General features: G+C 39.9%; 17 protein-coding genes and 1 tRNA gene. 10 read left to right on the top strand and 8 right to left on the bottom strand.

Annotation, left to right across the window (positions count from 1 at the left end; genetic code table 11):
* The first annotated feature begins 160 nt into the window (after window positions 1–160).
* The 3 genes from murJ (at window position 161) to NSTC745_RS26995 (ending at window position 3016) form a co-directional block, all read left to right on the top strand.
* A complete protein-coding gene (gene murJ / locus NSTC745_RS27005; protein ID WP_445633731.1) occupies window positions 161–1825 on the top strand; it encodes a murein biosynthesis integral membrane protein MurJ in 1665 nt (554 codons plus the stop codon).
* A 161-nt stretch (window positions 1826–1986) separates the two neighbouring features.
* On the top strand, window positions 1987–2508 hold the full coding sequence (locus tag NSTC745_RS27000; protein ID WP_445633730.1) for an outer membrane beta-barrel protein: 522 nt from the start codon (window positions 1987–1989) through the stop codon (window positions 2506–2508).
* A gap of 208 nt (window positions 2509–2716) precedes the next feature.
* The gene (locus tag NSTC745_RS26995) at window positions 2717–3016 is read left to right on the top strand and encodes a hypothetical protein (protein WP_445633729.1); all 300 of its coding nucleotides are present in this window, start codon (window positions 2717–2719) and stop codon (window positions 3014–3016) included.
* Window positions 3017–3056: 40 nt separating this feature from the next.
* Here the strand turns inward: NSTC745_RS26995 and trhO are convergent, their stop codons facing one another.
* Complete coding sequence (trhO, locus tag NSTC745_RS26990) at window positions 3057–3965, bottom strand: oxygen-dependent tRNA uridine(34) hydroxylase TrhO (protein ID WP_445633728.1); 909 nt, start codon at window positions 3963–3965, stop codon at window positions 3057–3059.
* Window positions 3966–4036: 71 nt separating this feature from the next.
* Between trhO and NSTC745_RS26985 the strand changes: the two genes are divergently transcribed.
* Window positions 4037–4109 (top strand) — tRNA-Ala (locus tag NSTC745_RS26985).
* A gap of 75 nt (window positions 4110–4184) precedes the next feature.
* Here the strand turns inward: NSTC745_RS26985 and NSTC745_RS26980 are convergent.
* The gene (locus NSTC745_RS26980) at window positions 4185–4388 is read right to left on the bottom strand and encodes a DUF433 domain-containing protein (protein WP_445638698.1); all 204 of its coding nucleotides are present in this window, start codon (window positions 4386–4388) and stop codon (window positions 4185–4187) included.
* A gap of 179 nt (window positions 4389–4567) precedes the next feature.
* Complete coding sequence (locus NSTC745_RS26975; RefSeq protein ID WP_445633727.1) at window positions 4568–5740, bottom strand: PAS domain S-box protein; 1173 nt, start codon at window positions 5738–5740, stop codon at window positions 4568–4570.
* A 1275-nt stretch (window positions 5741–7015) separates the two neighbouring features.
* Between NSTC745_RS26975 and NSTC745_RS26970 the strand changes: the two genes are divergently transcribed.
* A complete protein-coding gene (locus tag NSTC745_RS26970) occupies window positions 7016–7759 on the top strand; it encodes a hypothetical protein (protein WP_445638697.1) in 744 nt (247 codons plus the stop codon).
* A 1100-nt stretch (window positions 7760–8859) separates the two neighbouring features.
* Window positions 8860–11592 carry an EAL domain-containing protein gene (locus NSTC745_RS26965; protein ID WP_445633726.1) on the top strand — a complete coding sequence of 911 codons (2733 nt, stop codon included), beginning with the start codon at window positions 8860–8862 and terminating at the stop codon, window positions 11590–11592.
* A 138-nt stretch (window positions 11593–11730) separates the two neighbouring features.
* On the opposite strand, the gene crcB (NSTC745_RS26960) is transcribed toward NSTC745_RS26965, so the two are convergent.
* The 5 genes from crcB (NSTC745_RS26960) to NSTC745_RS26940 all read right to left on the bottom strand — a co-directional run bounded on the left by crcB (NSTC745_RS26960) (window position 11731) and on the right by NSTC745_RS26940 (window position 16731).
* Window positions 11731–12147 carry a fluoride efflux transporter CrcB gene (gene crcB, locus NSTC745_RS26960; protein ID WP_445633725.1) on the bottom strand — a complete coding sequence of 139 codons (417 nt, stop codon included), beginning with the start codon at window positions 12145–12147 and terminating at the stop codon, window positions 11731–11733.
* Between the two features lie 67 nt (window positions 12148–12214).
* Complete coding sequence (gene crcB, locus NSTC745_RS26955) at window positions 12215–12613, bottom strand: fluoride efflux transporter CrcB (protein WP_445633724.1); 399 nt, start codon at window positions 12611–12613, stop codon at window positions 12215–12217.
* Between the two features lie 787 nt (window positions 12614–13400).
* Window positions 13401–13856, bottom strand: a complete 456-nt coding sequence (locus NSTC745_RS26950; protein ID WP_445633723.1) for a hypothetical protein — start codon at window positions 13854–13856, stop codon at window positions 13401–13403.
* Window positions 13857–14159: 303 nt separating this feature from the next.
* Window positions 14160–15812 carry an alpha-keto acid decarboxylase family protein gene (locus NSTC745_RS26945; RefSeq protein WP_445633722.1) on the bottom strand — a complete coding sequence of 551 codons (1653 nt, stop codon included), beginning with the start codon at window positions 15810–15812 and terminating at the stop codon, window positions 14160–14162.
* Window positions 15813–15933: 121 nt separating this feature from the next.
* Window positions 15934–16731, bottom strand: a complete 798-nt coding sequence (locus NSTC745_RS26940) for a peroxiredoxin-like family protein (protein ID WP_445633721.1) — start codon at window positions 16729–16731, stop codon at window positions 15934–15936.
* Window positions 16732–16801: 70 nt separating this feature from the next.
* On the opposite strand from NSTC745_RS26940, the gene NSTC745_RS26935 reads away from it, so the two are divergent.
* The 4 genes from NSTC745_RS26935 to NSTC745_RS26920 all read left to right on the top strand — a co-directional run bounded on the left by NSTC745_RS26935 (window position 16802) and on the right by NSTC745_RS26920 (window position 20018).
* On the top strand, window positions 16802–18202 hold the full coding sequence (locus NSTC745_RS26935) for an MATE family efflux transporter (protein WP_445633720.1): 1401 nt from the start codon (window positions 16802–16804) through the stop codon (window positions 18200–18202).
* A gap of 234 nt (window positions 18203–18436) precedes the next feature.
* A complete protein-coding gene (locus NSTC745_RS26930) occupies window positions 18437–18805 on the top strand; it encodes a cyclic nucleotide-binding domain-containing protein (RefSeq protein ID WP_445633719.1) in 369 nt (122 codons plus the stop codon).
* A 178-nt stretch (window positions 18806–18983) separates the two neighbouring features.
* On the top strand, window positions 18984–19349 hold the full coding sequence (locus NSTC745_RS26925; protein WP_445633718.1) for a Lin0512 family protein: 366 nt from the start codon (window positions 18984–18986) through the stop codon (window positions 19347–19349).
* 333 nt (window positions 19350–19682) lie between these two features.
* The gene (locus tag NSTC745_RS26920; protein ID WP_445633717.1) at window positions 19683–20018 is read left to right on the top strand and encodes a hypothetical protein; all 336 of its coding nucleotides are present in this window, start codon (window positions 19683–19685) and stop codon (window positions 20016–20018) included.
* Window positions 20019–20036: the final 18 nt, after the last annotated feature.

Genomic DNA, 20036 nt, shown 5'->3' with positions numbered 1-20036 from the left:
GGAAAAGGCGATGTCTGACAACAAGCCGCTTTGTGTCTACGCACTTGGCTAATATACCGTTAGACTAATGACTGACTTATTAAAATCAGCCTGACAGACCATAAAATTTAGGTTAAATGTTTTCAGGTATGGACTTTGCAAGAGTATTCAGGTATTTTTCGTGACACAACAAGACCAAAAACCCTCTCGTTCTTTTGCTGGAATTGCTGGCATTGTTGCCATTGCTACATTAATTAGTAAAATCTTTGGCTTAATTCGGCAGCAAGCCATCGCTGCTGCTTTTGGTGTTGGTGCGGCTGCTACTGCCTATAGTTACGCTTATATTATTCCTGGCTTTCTATTGATATTACTAGGTGGTGTGAATGGGCCATTACACAGTGCGATCGTCAGTGTTTTAGCCAAGCGCAGACAACAAGAAGCCGCACCCCTAGTGGAAACAGTGACAACACTGGTGGGTGGATTGCTGTTAGTGCTGACATTCGCTCAAATTTTCTTGGCAGATGAAATTGTTGATTTAGTCGGTCACGGTTTAGATCCTACAACCAGAGCGATCGCGATCGAACAAATCCAAATCATGGCCCCGATGGCTTTATTTTCTGGATTAATTGGTATTGGCTTCGGTACTCTCAATGCTGCTAATCAATATTGGTTACTCTCCATTAGTCCTCTGTTATCCAGCATCACAGTTGTCATCGGCATTGCTTTCATGACTATGCAACTGGGTAAGGACATAATCAAGCCAGAATACGCTTTCATCGGTGGTATGGTGTTAGCTTGGGGAACCTTGGCAGGGGCAATTCTCCAGTGGTTAGTACAGCTAGTTGTCCAGTGGCGGTTAGGACTAGGTACATTGCGGCTGCGGTTTGATTTTAAAACCCCAGCAGTCCAAGAAGTAATTAAAATCATGACTCCGGCAACAATTTCTTCAGGGATGATGCCAATTAACTTTGCGACTGTGCTTTACTTCGCGAGTCCTATCCCTGGTGCTGCTGCGGGTTTCAACTATGCTAATTTGCTGGTGCAAACTCCCTTAGGAATTATTTCTAATATCATTTTGTTGCCGTTATTACCCATATTTGCCAAGCTTGCAGCTCCAGAACATTGGGACGACTTAAAATTACGTATTCGTCAGGGACTGTTACTTAGTGCTGTCACCATGTTACCTTTGGGAGCGTTGATGGTGGCGCTATCTGTACCCATTGTCCAGGTGGTTTACGAACGCGGTGCTTTTAAGGGGGATGCGACGCAGTTAGTTTCCGAGTTGCTAGTTGTTTACGGCATTGGGATGTTTGTTTATTTAGGGCGTGATGTTTTGGTGCGGGTGTTCTATGCTTTGGGCGATGGACAGACACCCTTTCGCATCAGTACTTTTAATATTTTTCTTAATGCTGCACTCGATTGGATTTTGGTCGGGCCTTTTGGCGCACCTGGTTTAGTATTAGCAACAGTGGGTGTCAATTGCAGTTCTTTATTGATGCTGTTGTGGCTGCTCGATCGCAAAATTAATGGTTTACCTTGGCGTGAGTGGAGTGTGCCAATTCTCGGTTTAACAGCCGGAAGTGTGGTAGCTGGAGCAGCCAGTTATGGAACTTTAATTGCTTCTGGGCAAGTTTTAGGTAAAACAGGTTTAGTGGTTTTACTGTTGCAGCTGTGTATATCTAGCTGCGTGGGAATCGCTGTGTTTGCGGCGATCGCTGCATGGATGAAAATACCAGAGGTGAATACTTTTGTGGTTCGTCTGCGTCAGCGCTTTGGGAAAAAAAAGAGAGCTTACGCACAGGTAACCGAAGCAACCGCAGAGGACGCAGAGGACGGGGAGGAATAACAACTCAAATTAAATTTTAAGTTAGCGATTATATCACCCTACTGGGTGAAAAACAATTCAACCACCAAGGTGAACCGAGTGTGGGAGGTTACATTTTGTAAAAAAAGAGATTCTGGTAATAGAGAACATTGATATTACCTAACTCTAGTAAGAAGAATCTTATGAAACTGACAAAATTAACTGCCTCTTTCCTCGCTGCTGCTTCCATAATTCTTTCAGGTGGTATTGCTTCTGCCCAAACAGCGGGTACTAACGGTACTAACGGTAACTATATTGGTGCTGGTATTGCGGCTGGTGCAACCAGTGGCGGACAAGGAAACGATGGCGCACAACTTGGTGGAAACGTTCAAGGACGTTACGCTATTCCCAATGCACCTGTTTCACTGCGGGGTTCTGTGTTGTACGGTGGTGATTCTGCTGCCATTATGCCCATAGTTACTTATGATGCACCCATCGCCAAAAACACTAACGTTTACTTCGGTGGTGGTTATTCTTTCATAACTGACGAAGGTCAAAACAGCCCATTAGGCAATCGCAATGCACCTGTAGTCACCCTTGGTGTTGAATCAGAAGTTGCTAACAATGTCATCGCCTATGGTGATACCAAATGGGGCATTGACGCTTATAGAAACAGCGATGCTGATGCCGTGAGCTTCCAAGCCGGATTGGGTTATCGCTTCTAGCGATCGCAACAGCTGATTCAGAAGCTAATGATATCTGATAAGTGCGATCGCGATTTATCCTCTGAGATCTGAGTGTCTACACTCAGATCTCAATTTTTATATTAATCATTTTTATTTATGATTTTGAAAACAAATGCTATTGGCTATTATTAATACTTTCTCTTAGAGTGAAATTATCAATTTTATATGCTTGTATAAGAGATTACTCATGAAAAATATCGATCCCATTCCCGAAATGGTGGGTGAAACAACAGATGTGGAAGTTTGGCTGATTCGCGCAGGGCTAAGATTTTCGGATTTAGGTGATGATGCTGGAAGTATTGCAATTCGTAAGCAATGGCGAGAGTACCAAGCCGCAGTTCAAAGATGCTGTGTAGTCCTACACCAATCACCTTCAAAGGTTCAACTCGGCGGCGATTATGCCAAGCTGAGAATACCTGGTGGCTTAAAAGGAGACGCGGGGAGTCGCAAAGACACAGGGACGTGGAGAATAATCAATGACAAATGACAAATGCCCCATGCCCCATGCCCCATGCCCCATACCCAATCTATTCCTTATTTTTATTAGCAAGTTGGGTTTGGTAATGTCGCCATTTTTCTTGCTGACGCGCTCTTTTTTCATCAGTCAGGCTATCAAAACAATAAGCACAGGAGATACCTTGTTCATATTTGGGAGATAATTTATCTTCCTCAGAAATGGGATACCCACAACACAGGCATAACTCATAACTTCCTTCCTCCAACCCATGACTGACGGCTACCCGTTCATCAAAGACAAAACATTCTCCTTCCCATAAACTTTCTTGGGGTGGAATTTCCTCTAAATATTTGAGAATGCCGCCTTTAAGGTGATAGACTTCTGCAAAGCCTTGGCTAAGCATAAAGGATGAGGCTTTTTCACAGCGAATGCCACCCGTACAAAACAGAGCAACTTTTTTGTGTTTTGTTGGGTCGAGGTGTTGCCGCACATAATCGGGGAATTCCCGGAATGACACAGTTTGCGGATTTTCTGCTCCTTGGAAAGTACCGATATTCACCTCATAATCATTGCGGGTATCAATGACAGTTACTTCTGGGTCGGAAATTAAATCATTCCATTCTTGGGGAGTGATATAAGTGCCGACTCGTTCGTTTGGGTCAATTTCTGGCAACCCTAAAGTGACAATTTCTTGCTTCAACCGCACCTTCATCCGCTCAAAAGGTGGAGTTTGGGTATAAGATTCTTTGTGTTCTAGGTCAGCTAGACGAGGATCGGAACGCAAAAACCAGAGAACAGAATCGATCGCCTGACGCGAACCTGCTATAGTACCGTTAATTCCTTCTTCTGCCAGCAAAATTGTTCCCTTAATACCTTGCTCCTGACAATAGGACAGCAAAGGTTCTCGTTTCTCGGCAAAATCTGGCAGCTTGACGAATTTATATAGTGTTGCGACGACTTGGATATTTTCTGGCTTCATCCCTTTAGTAATTGAACAATATAAGTTACAATAACGAAATCAAACAAAGTTACCCGCTATTTTAATTTTACGGGGGTTTAGCTCAGTTGGTAGAGCGCCTGCTTTGCAAGCAGGATGTCAGCGGTTCGAGTCCGCTAACCTCCATTGTTACCCCACAGCCTAAAGATAGCAGTACTAGATATTTGTAGTCTGAGTACCAATGAGGCATATTTTCAAAACTTATGCTCCCAAAGCAATAACTTCAGTTTGCTTGACAAGCTCGGCAGCATAAGCCAAAGCAGCTTCAAACTGTGTTTGAGTAACTTTGTATTCTTGCATAACTTCTTCTTTGCTCATATCACCTGCAAGGAAACCGATGATAATAGAGATGGGAACACGGGTGCCGATGATGACTTGAGTAACTTGGCGAACAGTTGGGTCTATGCTATGGTATCACCCCACAATAGACTTCTTGCAGAAGTCAGGAAAAGGGGAAGGGGAAATGGGGAAAGGTTTGTTATTTTCCCTTTCCCCTTTAACCTTTTCCCACCTCTTGCAAAAAGAACTTTTGCAAGAGGTCTAATAAATAGTTTGATATTTTTTATTTATCAAGGCATTAATCATTAATCTAAATTTTTCAAAATCATATGTTTTTTTGAATCAAAATCAATTACACCTTGGTCTTGTAATTTACCTATCAATCGTGTAATTGTTACCCTCGTAGTACAACAAGCACTAGCAATATCTTCATGAGTTAAACGAACGCTTAAACGAGTTCCCTCCGGTACAGTTTCCCCGATTTCTCGTTTCAAAAGTCGTAATAGATAGTGTAAACGTTCCTGTACTCGTCGCCTTCCAGAAATGACTAAAAAAGATTCTGTTTGCTGTAATCGCTGATTAATTTTTGGTAAAAGAGTATGACTGATAGTTGGATAAATTGCTAGATCTGCTGTGTAAATTGACACTAACTCGACATCACAAAGGGCTACTGCTTGGTAAATGTTTAGAGAAGTCAAACTACTACCAAAAACCATTTCTGCTGCCGCCAATCCTAATAGTATTTCTTCGCCTGTTTCACAGTAAGTAGTTAGCTTCACCAAACCTTGGCAAACATACCAAATTACCAATGGATTGAGAGGAATAGTTTCTCCTTTAGAATATTTATGCACGGGATGACCAGCAAACAAATCGCTGCCATTATTCTTGACTACTGCTGATTCTAAAGGCTGACGTTGAGAAATATTACGTATCATCCAGCGCAAATAAGTTGTTTTTCCTTGCGAATTACGAACAACAAGCACTGTCAAAGCAGCATCAAATAATTCGCCGTGACTTTGTTGCAAACGTATTAATAACTCTTTACCTCTGAGTGATTGGGATAGTTCTATAAGTTCATTGCGAATCTGTTGACGTTCTTCTAGTGGGACAAAATTAATCATTGGTTTGCCCACTAGAAAATGCTTTGAAACATTAAATAACTTAGCTGCTGTCTGGTTAGCTTCTTGAATGATACCTTCTGTATCAGTGACTAAATAGCCATCCGGCGCTAACTCGAATAAATCTTGATAGTGCTGACGTTCTGCTTCTAGCCAATTGCGTGTTTGTATTAGTTCCTCATTTTGTTGATGCAATTCCTCTGCCGCTAACTGGACTATCTTTGAGGTGCTATACAGTTCCTTAAAAGCCTGTGGCAGAAGATCTGGTGGAATCCAAGGCAATACGCTAGCAGTTTGGTATAAATCTGCTAAACGCTTGTGCAATACTTCTGCGCGTTGAATAAATTTTTCTATGTTCACCTTAAATTCCCACTACTTACTTGCAGAGGTTGAGCAAAATAAATCTACTAGCTAAAGATTTAGAAAATTGCAGCATTGATAATTTTGTTGAGTAACGAATTTAAGTTTCATGCAGCTGCAATTATTGTTCAATTTGATTGATGAAAAAACCTTTACTGAGGGTTTTCAACAATTTATGTCTCAAAATGCTACAGCCGAGTCAGTTTTTTAAATGACACATATCACAATTAGCTCTAGACATTTAATATAAATTGAATCTAAAAATTGCTTAGTAAACATTAATATTTTTGCCAAGCAGAGAGTTTTAAATGTATAGCTTATAGCATTTACTTAAGTATTACTTCTACCTTTGGTAAGAAAATTCTGTAAACTCAGTTAAATGCTGATTTGTGAATAAATGATTAGCCTGTCAAAATTATGAATAAAAGATAAGCTATAACGGACAGGACACTTGAAAAACGTGGATTTCGACCTTAAGCGATCGCTCTTGTTAAATGCGCTATCTTACTCCTTTAATTATTGAACCTTAATGGTAATTGTTTCCATTATTACCAAACTTCCATCACAAGAATCATGCCACTACTACCAAAGATATATAATCTTAGTTAACTTTATTTGTGTTTTTAGATACCTTTGAGATTAATGAATTGTCAATATATATCGCTGTTATACAGTTAAAGTAAGACTACTGAGAACGAGCAATAGTTAAACTACTATATTTTCAATGGAAAAATAGATTTTATAACTTTATAAAACAATGTATAGAAGAACACATAAAATTTTAACAAATATTCGTTTCTTTAGTTAGAGGATAAATGAACTACTAAACTGGTGTAATTTAACAATGCGTAACAGCTTATCAACGCGCAAGTTATTAGGAGTGATAGATGAGGTGTAAATAATATCAAATCTCGTCACTCCTTTTTATCTTTTTATTAATCTCATCTAAAGAAAAATCAGAAATCTTTATTTTGATAAATTTTTATGGTTTTATTTGAATAACTTATTTGCTTAGGCGACCAGAAAGCAGGCTTTTGAGTTGTATCTGGCTTCACAAAAATTAAATATCAGTCCTGTTATATTTTCCCACAAGCTAGCTGTGCTAGCTGTGCTACCCCACCAGTTAAACGCTATTAAAGCAAGTGGCGTTTGAGGAACTTATCAAGATCCTACAGGTAACCCAAAATAAAAAATGGCTGATTTTGTTTAGGGGTTACTAATTAGGGAAACTTTGTGATATGGTGTCCTTTTGGACATTTTAACCACACAAATTTAATGATTTATCGCCGTAAATTGCCGAAATATCTGGCATTTTCATTCTTATCAGTAGTATTGGCTGCTGATTTACCCATTACTTCAGCTATTGCCCAAACTACTACACAGCCATCTATTGGTAAAGGTGTGAGCTTTACATGCAATGACAGCGAGACAACTATCAAAAATAAAAATGGCCCCAGAGTGAGTTTTGGGCAAACAAACATCTATATTGGTTATCAACAAGTATCATCTCTAAACAAAGACCCTCGCATCATCCGTTTTGACAATGGCATCAAAAAATGGTGTCGCAGCGATTACGAAACAACTAATGATGATGGTACGGGCTACGGACTATTTTCGGATGGGGGAAACGTTTTGTACGGCGTTTTTTCATCCACCGGTAGCCAGCCTGGTAATGATTTTCGACGCTTTGCTAGCGGTCGTTGGCTAAGTAGTTATGGAAGCGGTGGCGGCCCTAAAGTGGCAATCATCGCAAAAATTAATCCAGAAAATGGTAGCGTTTACTATGCCACATTTTTGACTGCAAAAAAGGCTAATGATGGCAAAACTAACTCTTTAGTTATTACAGGATTATCATGGAATGGTATCAATTTGACTGTGAATGCAGATTCGTGGTGGACTCCCCGTCGCGCTAATACAAATCCTATGACTTGTTCTGGTTCATCACCTTATAAATATACAGCCATATTCACTGGAGATTTAACAAAGGTAAACTCAGCTTCAGCAGTTAACTGTAGTTAGAATATAGGACTATGATTTGATTTTTTAAATTGTTTGCGTGGGGAAACAATGGGGAGTAGGGAGTAAGAAATCAGGCTTTTAAAGCTGAGGGGGAGTTTTTTGTAATCAAATCATAGTCCCATAATTCAAATAATTTTTTGGCGATCGCACTCCACAATAGACTTCTTGCAGAAGTCGGGAAAAGGGGAAGGGGAAAGGGGGAAAGGTTTGGTATTTTCCCTTTCCCCTTTAACATGAGTCCCTTTTCCCACAAGAGTGCAAAAGCACTTTTGCAAGAGGACTCATATTTGTATAAAATTTTACAATTTAGCAAGCAGCTTGATGTTTGGTAGGTAAAGGTGTAAGCGCTAACTAGTTTTCTGGAATTCGCAATCTCGACGTTGTAGCAGTTATTAGAACAACGAAAGACTAATATATAACTTCTATAACTAACCTTGGGGTCATATAGCCCACCAAAAACCCGGTCATCACGACTGGGTTTTTGGTTTGAAGACGGTGCTTTCAAACATCCTCTAAGAACAGAATTAGCGATCGCTTAAATCATCTTGTGCTGATTTGAGTTGATGCTTGTTCTGACTCCTGAATTCTGAATTCTTCAATTCAAAAGGAGTGTTTACCTTTTTCGCTCTCCTGACACTGTAATAAATGCGATCGCAGTGAGTTTTTCTATAACATATTTATTACGAACAAAAAGCTCCCCGACTTTTTAAATAAGTCCGGGATCTTGACTATTTCCAGTATCATAGAAGAAAAAGCTAAAATAAAAAATATTTTTTATTTTCGATAATTTTTGTAAATTATTTGAAAAGAATTGTTAGCAATAAAATGTCTATTCAAGTGAGTGAGAAGTACCAAAAATTTGAATTTATGTTAAAGCGAAGCGGCCCTCAAAATAAATATTTTTCATCAATTATCTTAGAGAAATATTAAGGATTATGATACTAAAAATTTTTCTGAAATAGACTTTGGCGATCGCACTTCATGTAATTCACACTCGAAAAACTTTGTTTTCTAGTCGAACTCAAGTACTTGCATCTAGTTAATTTCTATGATAAACAGCAGATAGCATAATAGTTGGTAGTTACTTATTAAATAAAGCTATGGCTATTCATGATGTCCAATCTCGATATCAGGCTCCCGCACTTAACGCTTTATTCCGGTCTTTTTCCCAAAAAGCGAGTATTGTAGTTGCCTTAGTTGGCTGTGCTGCGATCGTTGGTTGGATAGAAGATATTACAGTTCTCAAAAGCATTGTGCCGGGATGGGTAGCTATGAAAGCTAACACAGCTATCTGTTTGATTTTGGGGGGAACATCTTTATGGCTGTGGCATTGGCAACCGAGAATTGCCATAATACGTAGTACTGCTAAAGCCTGTGCCTTTTTTGTCTTATTAATTGGGCTGTTGACACTAATTCAGTATGCCTTCAACGTAGACCTTGGCATTGACCAAATCTTCTTTCATACCAGAATTGACCCGCTAGGTGATGCGGCTCCTGGTCGAATGGCAGTTCATACAGCGTTTATTTTTGTGTTACTTGGATTAAGTCTACTGCTGTTGAATTTGGCTGCACCTAAATATTTACTAGCTCAAGTATGTGCAATAGTGGCATTTTTCATTGCCGGAATGGGGCTATTGGGGTACATATATGGCAACGCGTTTCTTTATAGATTTGGCTCCTTAACATCAATTGCAGTGCATACAGCAGTTGCATTGTTGTTGCTAGCGTATGGGATTTTATTTGCCTGTCCAAACCGTGGGTTGATGGTCGTACTCACCAGTAAAAATGCAGGTGGGATTGTGGCGAGGTTTTTATTACCCGCCGCAATTGCGTTTCCGCCAGTTATATGCTGGCTAGTTTTAGCTGGTTACCGAATGCAAATTTATACTGCTGAATTTGGACTTTGTGCCTTAAGCATTTTGAATATTATTGTCTTTGTAATGCTAATTTGGTGGAATGCTCGTTCGCTCAACGCGATCGATCGCCAGCGTCAGCGATCGCAAAAAGCGCTTAAAAAAGCAAATGAAGAGCTAGAACAGAGAGTGTCTTCACGCACAAGGGAATTGTTAGCGATTCTGGGACGGTTACAAGAAGAAATTGTCGAGCGCCAATCTATAGAACAAGCTCTTTTTCAAGAAAAAGAATTGGCTTTAGTGACATTGCAATCTATTGGCGATGGCGTCATTACAACTGATGGAAGTGGCTCGATTAAATATCTTAACCCAGTTGCAGAAGTCCTGACGGGCTGGAGTTTAAGCGAGGCACTAGGCTTGCCGTTGACAGAAGTTTTTAGAATTATTAATGAAATTAGCCGTCAAACCGTAGAAAACCCAGTAGAAAAAGTTTTGCTTTCTGGTGCGATCGTGGGTTTAGCTAACCACACAGTTTTAATTACCCGCAACGGCACAGAGTTGTCCATTGAAGACTGCGCTGCACCGATTCGTACTAGGGACGGTCAAATCATTGGTGTTGTTTTAGTGTTTCGCGATGTTAGCCAAAACCGCGATTTGGCACGTTTATTATCCTGGCAAGCTAGCCACGATGCTTTGACTGGACTAGTTAACAGACGCGAGTTTGAAAATCGTTTAATAGAAGCTGTAAGGAGCGCTCAGTCTGCCAAAGAACAGCACGCATTATGTTATTTAGATTTAGATCAGTTTAAAATTGTCAATGATACTTGCGGTCATATTGCTGGCGATGAACTACTGTGCCAAGTTGCTAGTTTGTTTAAAACTTATCTGCGTTCTAATGACACATTTGCACGTTTAGGCGGAGATGAATTTGGCATCATACTCAATAATTGTTCTCTAGATACAGCATTATTAATTGCCGAGCAGCTACGTGAAGCAGCCCAAAACTTTCGCTTCGTGTGGAAGCAGGAGAAAATTTTTAATTTGAGCGTCAGCATCGGCTTAGTTGCGATCGACGCAGATACCGACAATACGAACACTGCCTTAAGTGCTGCCGACACAGCTTGCTATGTTGCGAAAAATCAAGGGTCTAATCGCATACATGTTTACCAAACGAACGATCTTGAGCTAGTAAAGCAACGTGGCGAAATGCAATGGGTAGGAAGAATCAATCAAGCGCTGGCAGACAATCGTTTCCGCCTTTACTACCAATCTATCGTTCCCGTATCGCAGACTTATTCTTTAACAGAGCATTACGAAGTTCTCCTACGGCTAATCGATGAAACGGGTGAGGTGGTGTCACCAATGGCGTTTATTCCAGCAGCTGAACGTTACAATCTCATGCAAACTATCGATCGCTGGGTGATTCACACGTTTTTTGCTAATCTCGCGCAACAGGGGAATTTTCAATGGCATGATTCTCGATCGCTTAAAAACAGTCGTGGCTCTTTGTATACAATTAATCTTTCTGGCGCTAGTATAAATGACGATCGATTCATTGATTTTGTCTGCGAACAATTTATTTTATACAAAATACCACCCACAGCAATCTGCTTTGAAATTACTGAAACTGTCGCCATCAAAAACTTGGGTAAAGCTGCTGCATTTATTCGCTCGCTCAAGGAATTTGGCTGCTGTTTTGCCTTAGACGATTTTGGTAGCGGTATGTCTTCTTTTGGTTATCTGAAAAATCTACCAGTAGATTATCTCAAAATCGATGGCAGTTTTGTCAAACATATTGTAGAAGAGCCGATTAGCTTAGCAATGGTAGACGCTATCAATAAAATTGGTCAAGTGATGGGACTCCAAACTATTGCTGAGTTTGTAGAAAATAAGGCTGTGTTAGAAGTCATTCAAAACCTGGGAGTAAATTATGCTCAAGGTTATGGAATTGCCAGACCACGACCTTTTCGTTTCAAATAAATTTTGCTCGATTAAGTATTAAACTATTGGCTGTTCCCTGTTAAACAAAAAGACAACAATTTTGCTAAATTACTTTCTGGCGGAATGGCGATTAAAAACGCCATATTTTGAGCTAATAAAAATTTGTCTATTTTCATATTAATCACTAATGCTAGATTTAGAATTAAGGCTACCTAAAACTACACCCAATTGCACAGCGATCGTGCCAGCTACCATACTGCCTAACCAATAGATGAAAGCTACTGTTGTATTGCCTTTATCTATTTGGGTAAAAGTCTCTAATCCGTAAGTCGAAAATGTGGTGTAGGCACCGCAAAAACCAGTGGCGATCGCTAACCGAATTTGAGGTGAAAGGCTTTTAAACTTTTGCTCGTTTAAGGTGTAAAACAAAGCAATGATAAAACACCCAGTTACATTAATAAAAAACGTACCATAATATGAAAAATCTTTCCCAACAATTCCTTTGGTCAATTCAGTTATCAAGTAGCGTCCTAAAGCACCGGGAATCGCACCCAAAGCGATCGCCATAACAGTGCGGATAAAACTATTTTGCATTATTAAAATTTCCTTTGTAATTAACTAATTGGATACAGATTAATATTTTTGTTGAAGAGAATCGTTATTATTTCACAAATAGATGCGCTAAACGATTGCCTAATATAATACCAACTACTGCTAAAATCGCACTACCAGCCCAATAAAAAATACTGGCTCCCTGCTTACCATTTCGCCACAGCATGAATGTATCGTATCCGTAAGTTGAAAAGGTTGTATAATAACCCAAGAAACCAGTTCTGACCAATAAATCTATCTCAGGTGGAAATCCTTTTATCCCCTTAAATAAGGTGAAGAAAAAGCCCATTAGTAAACAGCCTGTGAAATTAATAATAAAAGTGCCGTAAGGAAAGTTTATACCTATGGCTCTTTTGCAAAATTCAGTTAGATAATACCGACCCAGCGCACCAGGAATTGCACCAATAGCGATCGCAAGCACACCGAACAAAGTAACATTTTGGAACAATTAACGCACTCCTTAGCTAATTATATCCACTGACACGGAATTAAGCTTTTTGCAATTAATAACCTTAAATATTCAGGTTAATAGCACAAGTCCGTAAAGTCTAATGTTTTATAAGCATCATACCTATAAATTTTAGGCATAACCTATGATTTTAGGCAATTATGGCATTTTAAATATTTACTTTAGTCATATAAATATCGGCTATAAAGTCATATTTTTGACATTATATCTGTCTGGTTTGGGGTTGTTAACGTACTATATTCAAGTAAATCGCCGAGAAAATTAATAACTATGTAACGACAATTAAGAGTAAAAATTTAGTTAATTTAAATACATTTTATACTTAGTTTATGCTATTTTTTGAACATAAGCTGTTCCATTTTTAACTTGCATAAATAGGGCAGGCTTTTCGGCCCACCCCACAAGAGTTGTATTACAGCGGTTTTCATTTGGATGGAATACATGCTTGAATACTAAATTATCGTAAGGGCACAACATTGTTCATTGGTGTCAACTTAACGTGAAACCCTTATAAAGATGTGATATTCAGTTCTCTCACTTCGCATCAAGATCCGCGTTACCCCACCCCGATTTTGTCTAAAGCCAAAATCGCCCCTCCCCTTGCCAAGGGGAGGGGTTAGGGGTGGGGTAAAATGCTTGTGGGATAAGTGTTTGAACTTAAGTTGACACCAATGAACAATGCTAAAGCCCCTACTGTGGTCTATTCATCTGCAAATTGCTGTAAATTTAGATATGCAAACTATCGGCAATTAATTAAGTTTGGATTTTATTCTAAGTAATCCACTGGGAAAGGCGAATCAACAGTGTTATCTGAAACTATTGGGCGACTACCGTCTACATTTAGAGTATCTCGAACTTGAAAATTACTCTTACCGATGGGACGTTGGCCGTCTATGTCAAGAATAGCCTCAACCTTTAAATCATTAGGATCGATTGGACGTTTACCGTCTATGTTTAGCGTGTCATGCTCTTCAAAATTGCTCTTACCAATTGGGCGGTGACCATCTATATCAATTGTTTGAGTGCTAAGATTTTCGTTTTTTACAATTGGCCGATCGCCATCTATGTCAATAGTTTTCTTAACCTCGATGTTACTAGGATCGACTGGGCGTTTGCCATCTATATTAATTGTTTTAGTTATCTCTTTGGATTCATTAGATGATAAAACTATATCGCCTTCCGAATCATTTTTGCTATTATTAACTTTGTTTCTTTTAGCCATTGTTTCTATTATTGTTTTAGTAGTATTTGTTTGCTAAGAGCATAAACCTAAAAGAGATATATCTCTCTGGGAAAGAAACTGAGGATTGGTTAATGAATAGGAAATCGATGATTTCTCTGATATTTGGTTCTCAACTAGAATACTCAAGTAGAATCAAAAAATCTTCTACCGCAGCACAGAATAGATCTCTGACTTAAGAGAGATCTGCGAACATGGAAATTCTAAGTTGACAGAGCGATCGCAGTTTCGTAACTCTGTGACACCGCCTAACTTAGCAACTATAGCGAGAGGCAGTATATTGATTTATGGCTGCAACACCTTTAAAAGAACTTCTGGACTGTCCATTTTGTCCATTACCACTTCAATAAAAGCAAGGCGATCGCGGTTTTGTTCGGCTTTTTGCAATGCAGCCTCTAACTCAGATTGATTACTGACTTTAACTCCCCAGCCGTTGCCAGCAAAAACTTCAGGTAGCTGATGATAATTCCAAGGTTGAATATCGTTATACGGCATCCGCTCGCCATGAATATCACGTTCTATGGTGTATCCATCATTATTAATCAGAAAAATAATCGGTTTGAAATCGTAGCGGAAAATAGTCGATAGTTCTTGTGCCGTCATTTGGAAAGATCCGTCACCAACTAATAAAATAGAGCGACGTTGTGGCGCGGCAACGCAACAGCCAAGTAATGAACCAACAGAGTAGCCAATAGAACCCCAAAGCACTTGTCCAATAAAGGTCGCTGCTTTTGGCAGGGGTACGACAGAGGCACCAAATAAACAAGTTCCAGTTTCGGCAACTATAATGTCATTTTCTTGGAGAAAATCAGCGAATCTATACCAAAAGTGCCGTTGTGTAATAGTTGCATCATCACTTTGCAAAGGAGTTGTAAAGCCAGGATCTAAATTCTCTGTTGCTGACTTAAAATTTAGCGTTTGGGCATCGCGGTGCTGCAACCTTTGGCTTAAAGCAGGAAGCACATCAGCCATAGCTACATTCTTGTATAAAGCACGTTTAATTTTTACATATTCCCCATGCAATTCAATAGTACGACCGGGATCGAGTTTGGCAGAAAACTTGGCTGTGCTGAGATCGGTCATCAAGACACCGATACTCAAAACACAATCTGCTTGTTCAATACGCGTTCGGACATTTTCTTGGCTAGCAGCACCACCATAGATACCAATGAATTGGGGATGGGTTTCTTCCAGCAACCCTTTGCCCATGTTCAGAGTGGCATAAGGATATCCAGTAGCTGTTAACAATTCTCGCAATTGTTGATGCAAGCGATAACGAGTCACACCAACATCAGCAAGAATCACTGGTTGGGTGGATTTTTCCAACATCGCTACACAAGCATCAACAACTTCAGCTAAAGTATCCAGGTCGCTTTGGAAGGAGGGAAGGGGAAATGAATCAGATGGTGCAGCGACTTCATGTTTAGCAACATCCATAGGTATGGAGATGTAGACAGGCAACTTTTTGAGAAGACAGACGCCCAAAACTCTATCAATTTCAGCTGTGGCATTATCTGATGTTAAATACGCTTGAGCTACCGTTACCTTTTCATACATCTGGGCAAACAGAGAAAAATCACCAGTGCCGAGGGTATGGTGAACAATTGAGTGGGATGATTGAATTTTAGTAGCAGGAGAGCCAGTAATTGCTACCACAGGAACGTGTTCCGCGTAAGCCCCAGCAATACCATTAATCGCACTGAGTTCGCCAACACCAAAGGTAGTTACTAATGCGGCAACACCATTAATTCGACCATAGCCATCGGCAGCGTAGGAGGCGTTGAGTTCGTTGCAAGCGGGAATTAACTCGACGCGATCGCATTTAACAATTGAATCGAGAAACTCCATATTGTAGTCTCCAGCAACACCGAAGATATGCTTGATGCCAATCTGCGCCAGACGGTGTATTAAATAGTCGCCAACAGTAAAGTTTGTCACGATCTGAGCCTGAATTTTACCCTTTTACGGTATAAAATGCTTGGCGCAGGTGCGTATCTCTTGAGTAATAAATTTTCAACTTCTGATGTAGAGATTCAGTTATTTAATTAGCAATCAAAAATTAGTAAGATGAGGTAAAGGTATCTGTTTCGATAAAAGATAAAAATGACAAGGGCTGACTCATATTAGCAGCAAAGCCTAGAATTCCTGGATCTCGATGTTCGTAAAGTAACTGACCTTTGGAATCGAACAGAAAAGTTCCACCACGCTGAGTTAAATAGGCAGAATTAGGTACATAAGTGCGCCAATTGCTCAGAACTTCCACCATATTTCGTAGCCGGAGAGTAGCTAATTCAAAGGGACGTTGAAATCCATTTCCGCCGGCTAATTGGAAAAACGAGCCTTTAAAAGCAGGTAGAGGAGTAGCTTGAATAATTTCATCATCTTCAATGAGTTGAGGGGCTTGACGATCGCCCTTGTATCCTCGAAAAACTTCTTTTAACGTTCCAGGACTTCCCAACCCCGCACACATTAAAATTAGATTTAGCCAAGCTTTCACAGATGGAGAAAGCCCAGGGACGCGAAAATTCAAACCAGAATAAAGTTTGAGTTGCTGGTGTAGTTGTGCATTAGGTTCAACAAATAAATTTTGGCGTGGAAATCCGGTATATTCACAGAATCTTGTTCCAGAGGCGCGATCGCCAATTCCCACTGCGCGAATAGCAAGTTTTTCCGGAGGTAATTTTTCAGCTTCGCGCTGTAACCACCACGCATATTCAAGACTATCAAAATCCCCAAGTTGCGGCCAGACTAAAATAAGGATATGTGAGGCAGCCTCGCAATTTTCTAATAAGGGTCGGGTCATGCCATCACTAACACGCTGAAGTTCGGTCTGATTAAGGATAGTGTAGGGATTCATTACAAGAAATTAACTGCTATTTAGCTATCCAAATTTTAGTCCATTTTATTAGAGATATTTTTTTAGCTTCATGAATAACACGAGCCGTAGAGACAGATTGATATCTGAAATTAAACAATGTCTCTTATTAGCTGTTCCTTTGGTAGCAGCGCAACTTGCTCAATCGTCAACTGGCTTTGTGGATACTGTAATGATGGGTTGGTTGGGAAGTCAGACTATTGCATCTGGAGGTTTGGGAGCTGCGATATTTACTTTTTTGCTTTTAATTACTACGGGTATTGTTTCTGCTGTTAGTCCTTTAGTTGCCGAAGCATACGGAGCTGGAAAGCCCGAACGAGTAAGCAAGATTGTCCAGCAAGGATTGGGAATATCTCTGCTGTTGGGGATACCGATTGTAATACTACTTTGGAATGGAGGGACTTTACTACTGTTATTGGGTCAGAATGCCGCCACAGCAGCACTAGCAGAAACTTATTTAAGAGCGATCGCACTGGGTTTTATCCCTAGTTTGGGCTTTGCTGTACTCAAAAGTTTTCTTTCTGCTGTGTCTCAGGCGCAGTTGATTGCGATCGTTGTTGTGTTAGGTACTTTGCTTAACATTGCAGCGAACTATGTTTTGATGTTTGGCAAACTGGGGCTACCTGCTTTAGGACTAGCTGGGATTGGTTGGGCGAGTACATTGTCACTTTGGAGTATGTTTATTGCTTTAGCAACCTATATACATAGCCAGCATCGATTTATAAGTTATCGCATATTTCACACTTCATTTTGCTACATTTTCACTCAAGAAAATTGGCGCATCTTTTGGCAAATTTTTCAAGTTGGATTGCCCATTGGTGGGTTAATTGCAGTGGAAGGAGGGCTGTTTACAGTTGTCACATTTATATTAGGGCAAATAGGAACCACTTCCCTAGCTGCCCATCAAATTGCCTTGCAGACAGCTTCTATATCTTTTCAGGTTGCACTTGGTATTTCTTTAGCAACAACTGTACGTGTTGGACAATTAGCCGGAGAGCAAGATTTAGTCGGTATTCGCCTAGCTGGATATGTGGGCATTAGCTTAGGTGGTTTGTCTATGGCTATTGCAGGGATTATCTTTTGGTTATTACCAAAGTCGGTTGTTTCTCTTTACCTCGACATTAACAATCCTAGCAATGAAGATGTAGTCAACTTGGCAGTTAAATTGCTTGTAGTGGCTGCAATTTTTCAAATTTTTGATGGAGTCCAAGTCACAGCAGCCGGAGCATTACGAGGGCTAAAAGATACGCGAATTCCTATGTTAATTGGTATTTTTTCTTATTGGGGTGTTGGTTTATCTATTGGTTATGCTTTGGGTATATGGTTAGGGTATGGAGCAATTGGTCTTTGGTGCGGGTTAGCAATTGGTTTAGCCAGTGCAGCTATAATTTTGACTTTGCGGTTTAGCATTTTGCAATCTGTAACACTTGAACTAGATAAATTAAGGAAATAGCAAATATTACCCTTAGAAGGCGTTTGAAAAGTTAGGGAGAATCGAGTCTTAACTTAACTGTATTGGTATTTGAAGTGGATAAATCCAGCTTTAACATTCGTTAATTGTTTCTTAACTAATCAGAAATGTTGCGGAAATTGGAGTCAAGCAACAGAAAGTAGTATACTTTTCTGGGTTCTCATGATGCCTATCTAAAGGTTTCATTCAAAAACTAAGAATTTTGGTGTTGCTCTAATGCTAAGTCCTGTAGTCACAGTCGGTATATTTCAAAAACAACCCAATCCTAAAGTATTTTCACTAGGCGAAGTCATCTTTGAAGAAGGGCAGACTGGTGATATCATGTACGGCATTGTGGAAGGGCAAGTAGATATATTAGTCAATGGTAAAGTTGTAGAAACCATTGATATAGGTGAAGTTTTTGGTGTGGGCATACTTGTAGGGGTAAAAAATAGAACTTACACAGCCATTGCCAAAACAAACTGCAAACTTGCTTTCCTCGATGAAAAAGCATTTCTGTTTGCGGTTCAGGAAACACCAATGTTTGCCATCAAGGTAATGAAAAGTTACTCAGAGCGTCTGAGTAAGTTATTGCATACCCTCTAAAGGCTTCCAAATGGATGAGGAAGAATAGCTTTAGCTTCCCGCAGGGCGGGAGTCTGGGGAGATGGGCAGACAAGGTAACAAGGCGAGAACTTCCAACAAGTCTTTCCCCTCTGCGCCTCCACCCCCCTGCCCTTGTGCCTCTTTTTGACGTAAGGTGAAAAATTTGCCGGAGGTTTTAATGGCGCGTAAACGATTGATAATTGAAATGGGGATGGGAGTAGATCAGCATGGACAAGAACCAACAGTAGCAGCATCTAGGGCGGTACGCAATGCGATCGCTCATAATGCTTTACCTGGTGTTTGGGAAGTGGCTGGTTTAAGCCATCCCAATGAAATGATTGTCGAAGTGCAAGTAGCAGTACCATACCCAGAAAAAGTTAGGCAAGAGGAAGTACTAGCCGTACTACCATTTGGTCAAAAAACTCTGACAGTAGAATCTGGAGGAATGGTAGTTCAAGGACGAGCGATTCCTGAACTCAACGATATAAATGACGAAATGTTGATTGCGATCGCAGCTGTTACAGTTCTGATCGAAAATGATTAGCTAAAGTAAAATCTGCAATATTTAATTAAATGTCATATCTAAAATAGGAATTGGGGAACTCGCAACTCCTACGTCAGCAAAGCGCAGTGAGAATTAGGTACATAATGACTCTGAAATGGAATCGAAATTATTCCCAACGCCTAATCCCTAATCCATAATCTTAGTCATAATGAAGTTAGCGACTCGGCGCTAAGCTAGAAACATGGGGATATAAATCTCTGGCAGTAAGTTCAAAAATCAGTTATTCGCGAACAGTTTTACGATTTGCAAGTGAAAAACTGTTCGACTGTTGACTAATTTAATACACTAAAACTCTTCACCACTGCTAGTAAAATGCCTCCAGAACATCACGAATCACTACTTCAGGAAATCACCAAACTCAAACCGAAACACTTTGCTGATTTAGTCAGAACTGCACAATTGATTTTCGATCCTACAGCAGGAGTTTCGGGAAGAAATATAAAAATTGACTGGGAACAATTCGGAATTCCCAGCGATGTAGCAAATAATTTGAAATCGCTTGGTCAGCAGTATCAATATGCATCTCCTCACGTTCCTGCTGAAGACATTTGGAGTAAATTAACTCCAGAAACTCGTATTTGGTTCGTTGAAAATAAAGACAGATTGTGGCAATTTGAGGAAGTATTTCCGGCGCTCGATGAAGATTGAATCAGAATTCAGTTAAAA

The sequence above is a fragment of the Nostoc sp. DSM 114161 genome (assembly GCF_052692665.1).
The sequence above is the reverse complement of the archived record's forward strand: the minus strand, read 5'-3'. Positions and strand labels throughout refer to the sequence as shown.

What these genes read in the sequence shown, in the direction of transcription:
- NSTC745_RS26970 (WP_445638697.1), top strand. Translation starts at nt 7,016, where the DNA reads ATGATTTATCGCCGTAAATTGCCGAAATATCTGGCATTTTCATTCTTA.
- NSTC745_RS26920 (WP_445633717.1), top strand. Translation starts at nt 19,683, where the DNA reads ATGCCTCCAGAACATCACGAATCACTACTTCAGGAAATCACCAAACTC.
- NSTC745_RS26995 (WP_445633729.1), top strand. Translation starts at nt 2,717, where the DNA reads ATGAAAAATATCGATCCCATTCCCGAAATGGTGGGTGAAACAACAGAT.
- NSTC745_RS26930 (WP_445633719.1), top strand. Translation starts at nt 18,437, where the DNA reads ATGCTAAGTCCTGTAGTCACAGTCGGTATATTTCAAAAACAACCCAAT.
- NSTC745_RS26935 (WP_445633720.1), top strand. Translation starts at nt 16,802, where the DNA reads ATGAATAACACGAGCCGTAGAGACAGATTGATATCTGAAATTAAACAA.
- NSTC745_RS26965 (WP_445633726.1), top strand. Translation starts at nt 8,860, where the DNA reads ATGGCTATTCATGATGTCCAATCTCGATATCAGGCTCCCGCACTTAAC.
- NSTC745_RS26925 (WP_445633718.1), top strand. Translation starts at nt 18,984, where the DNA reads ATGGCGCGTAAACGATTGATAATTGAAATGGGGATGGGAGTAGATCAG.
- NSTC745_RS26950 (WP_445633723.1), bottom strand. Translation starts at nt 13,856, where the DNA reads ATGGCTAAAAGAAACAAAGTTAATAATAGCAAAAATGATTCGGAAGGC.
- trhO (WP_445633728.1), bottom strand. Translation starts at nt 3,965, where the DNA reads ATGAAGCCAGAAAATATCCAAGTCGTCGCAACACTATATAAATTCGTC.
- crcB (WP_445633725.1), bottom strand. Translation starts at nt 12,147, where the DNA reads ATGCAAAATAGTTTTATCCGCACTGTTATGGCGATCGCTTTGGGTGCG.
- NSTC745_RS27000 (WP_445633730.1), top strand. Translation starts at nt 1,987, where the DNA reads ATGAAACTGACAAAATTAACTGCCTCTTTCCTCGCTGCTGCTTCCATA.
- NSTC745_RS26940 (WP_445633721.1), bottom strand. Translation starts at nt 16,731, where the DNA reads ATGAATCCCTACACTATCCTTAATCAGACCGAACTTCAGCGTGTTAGT.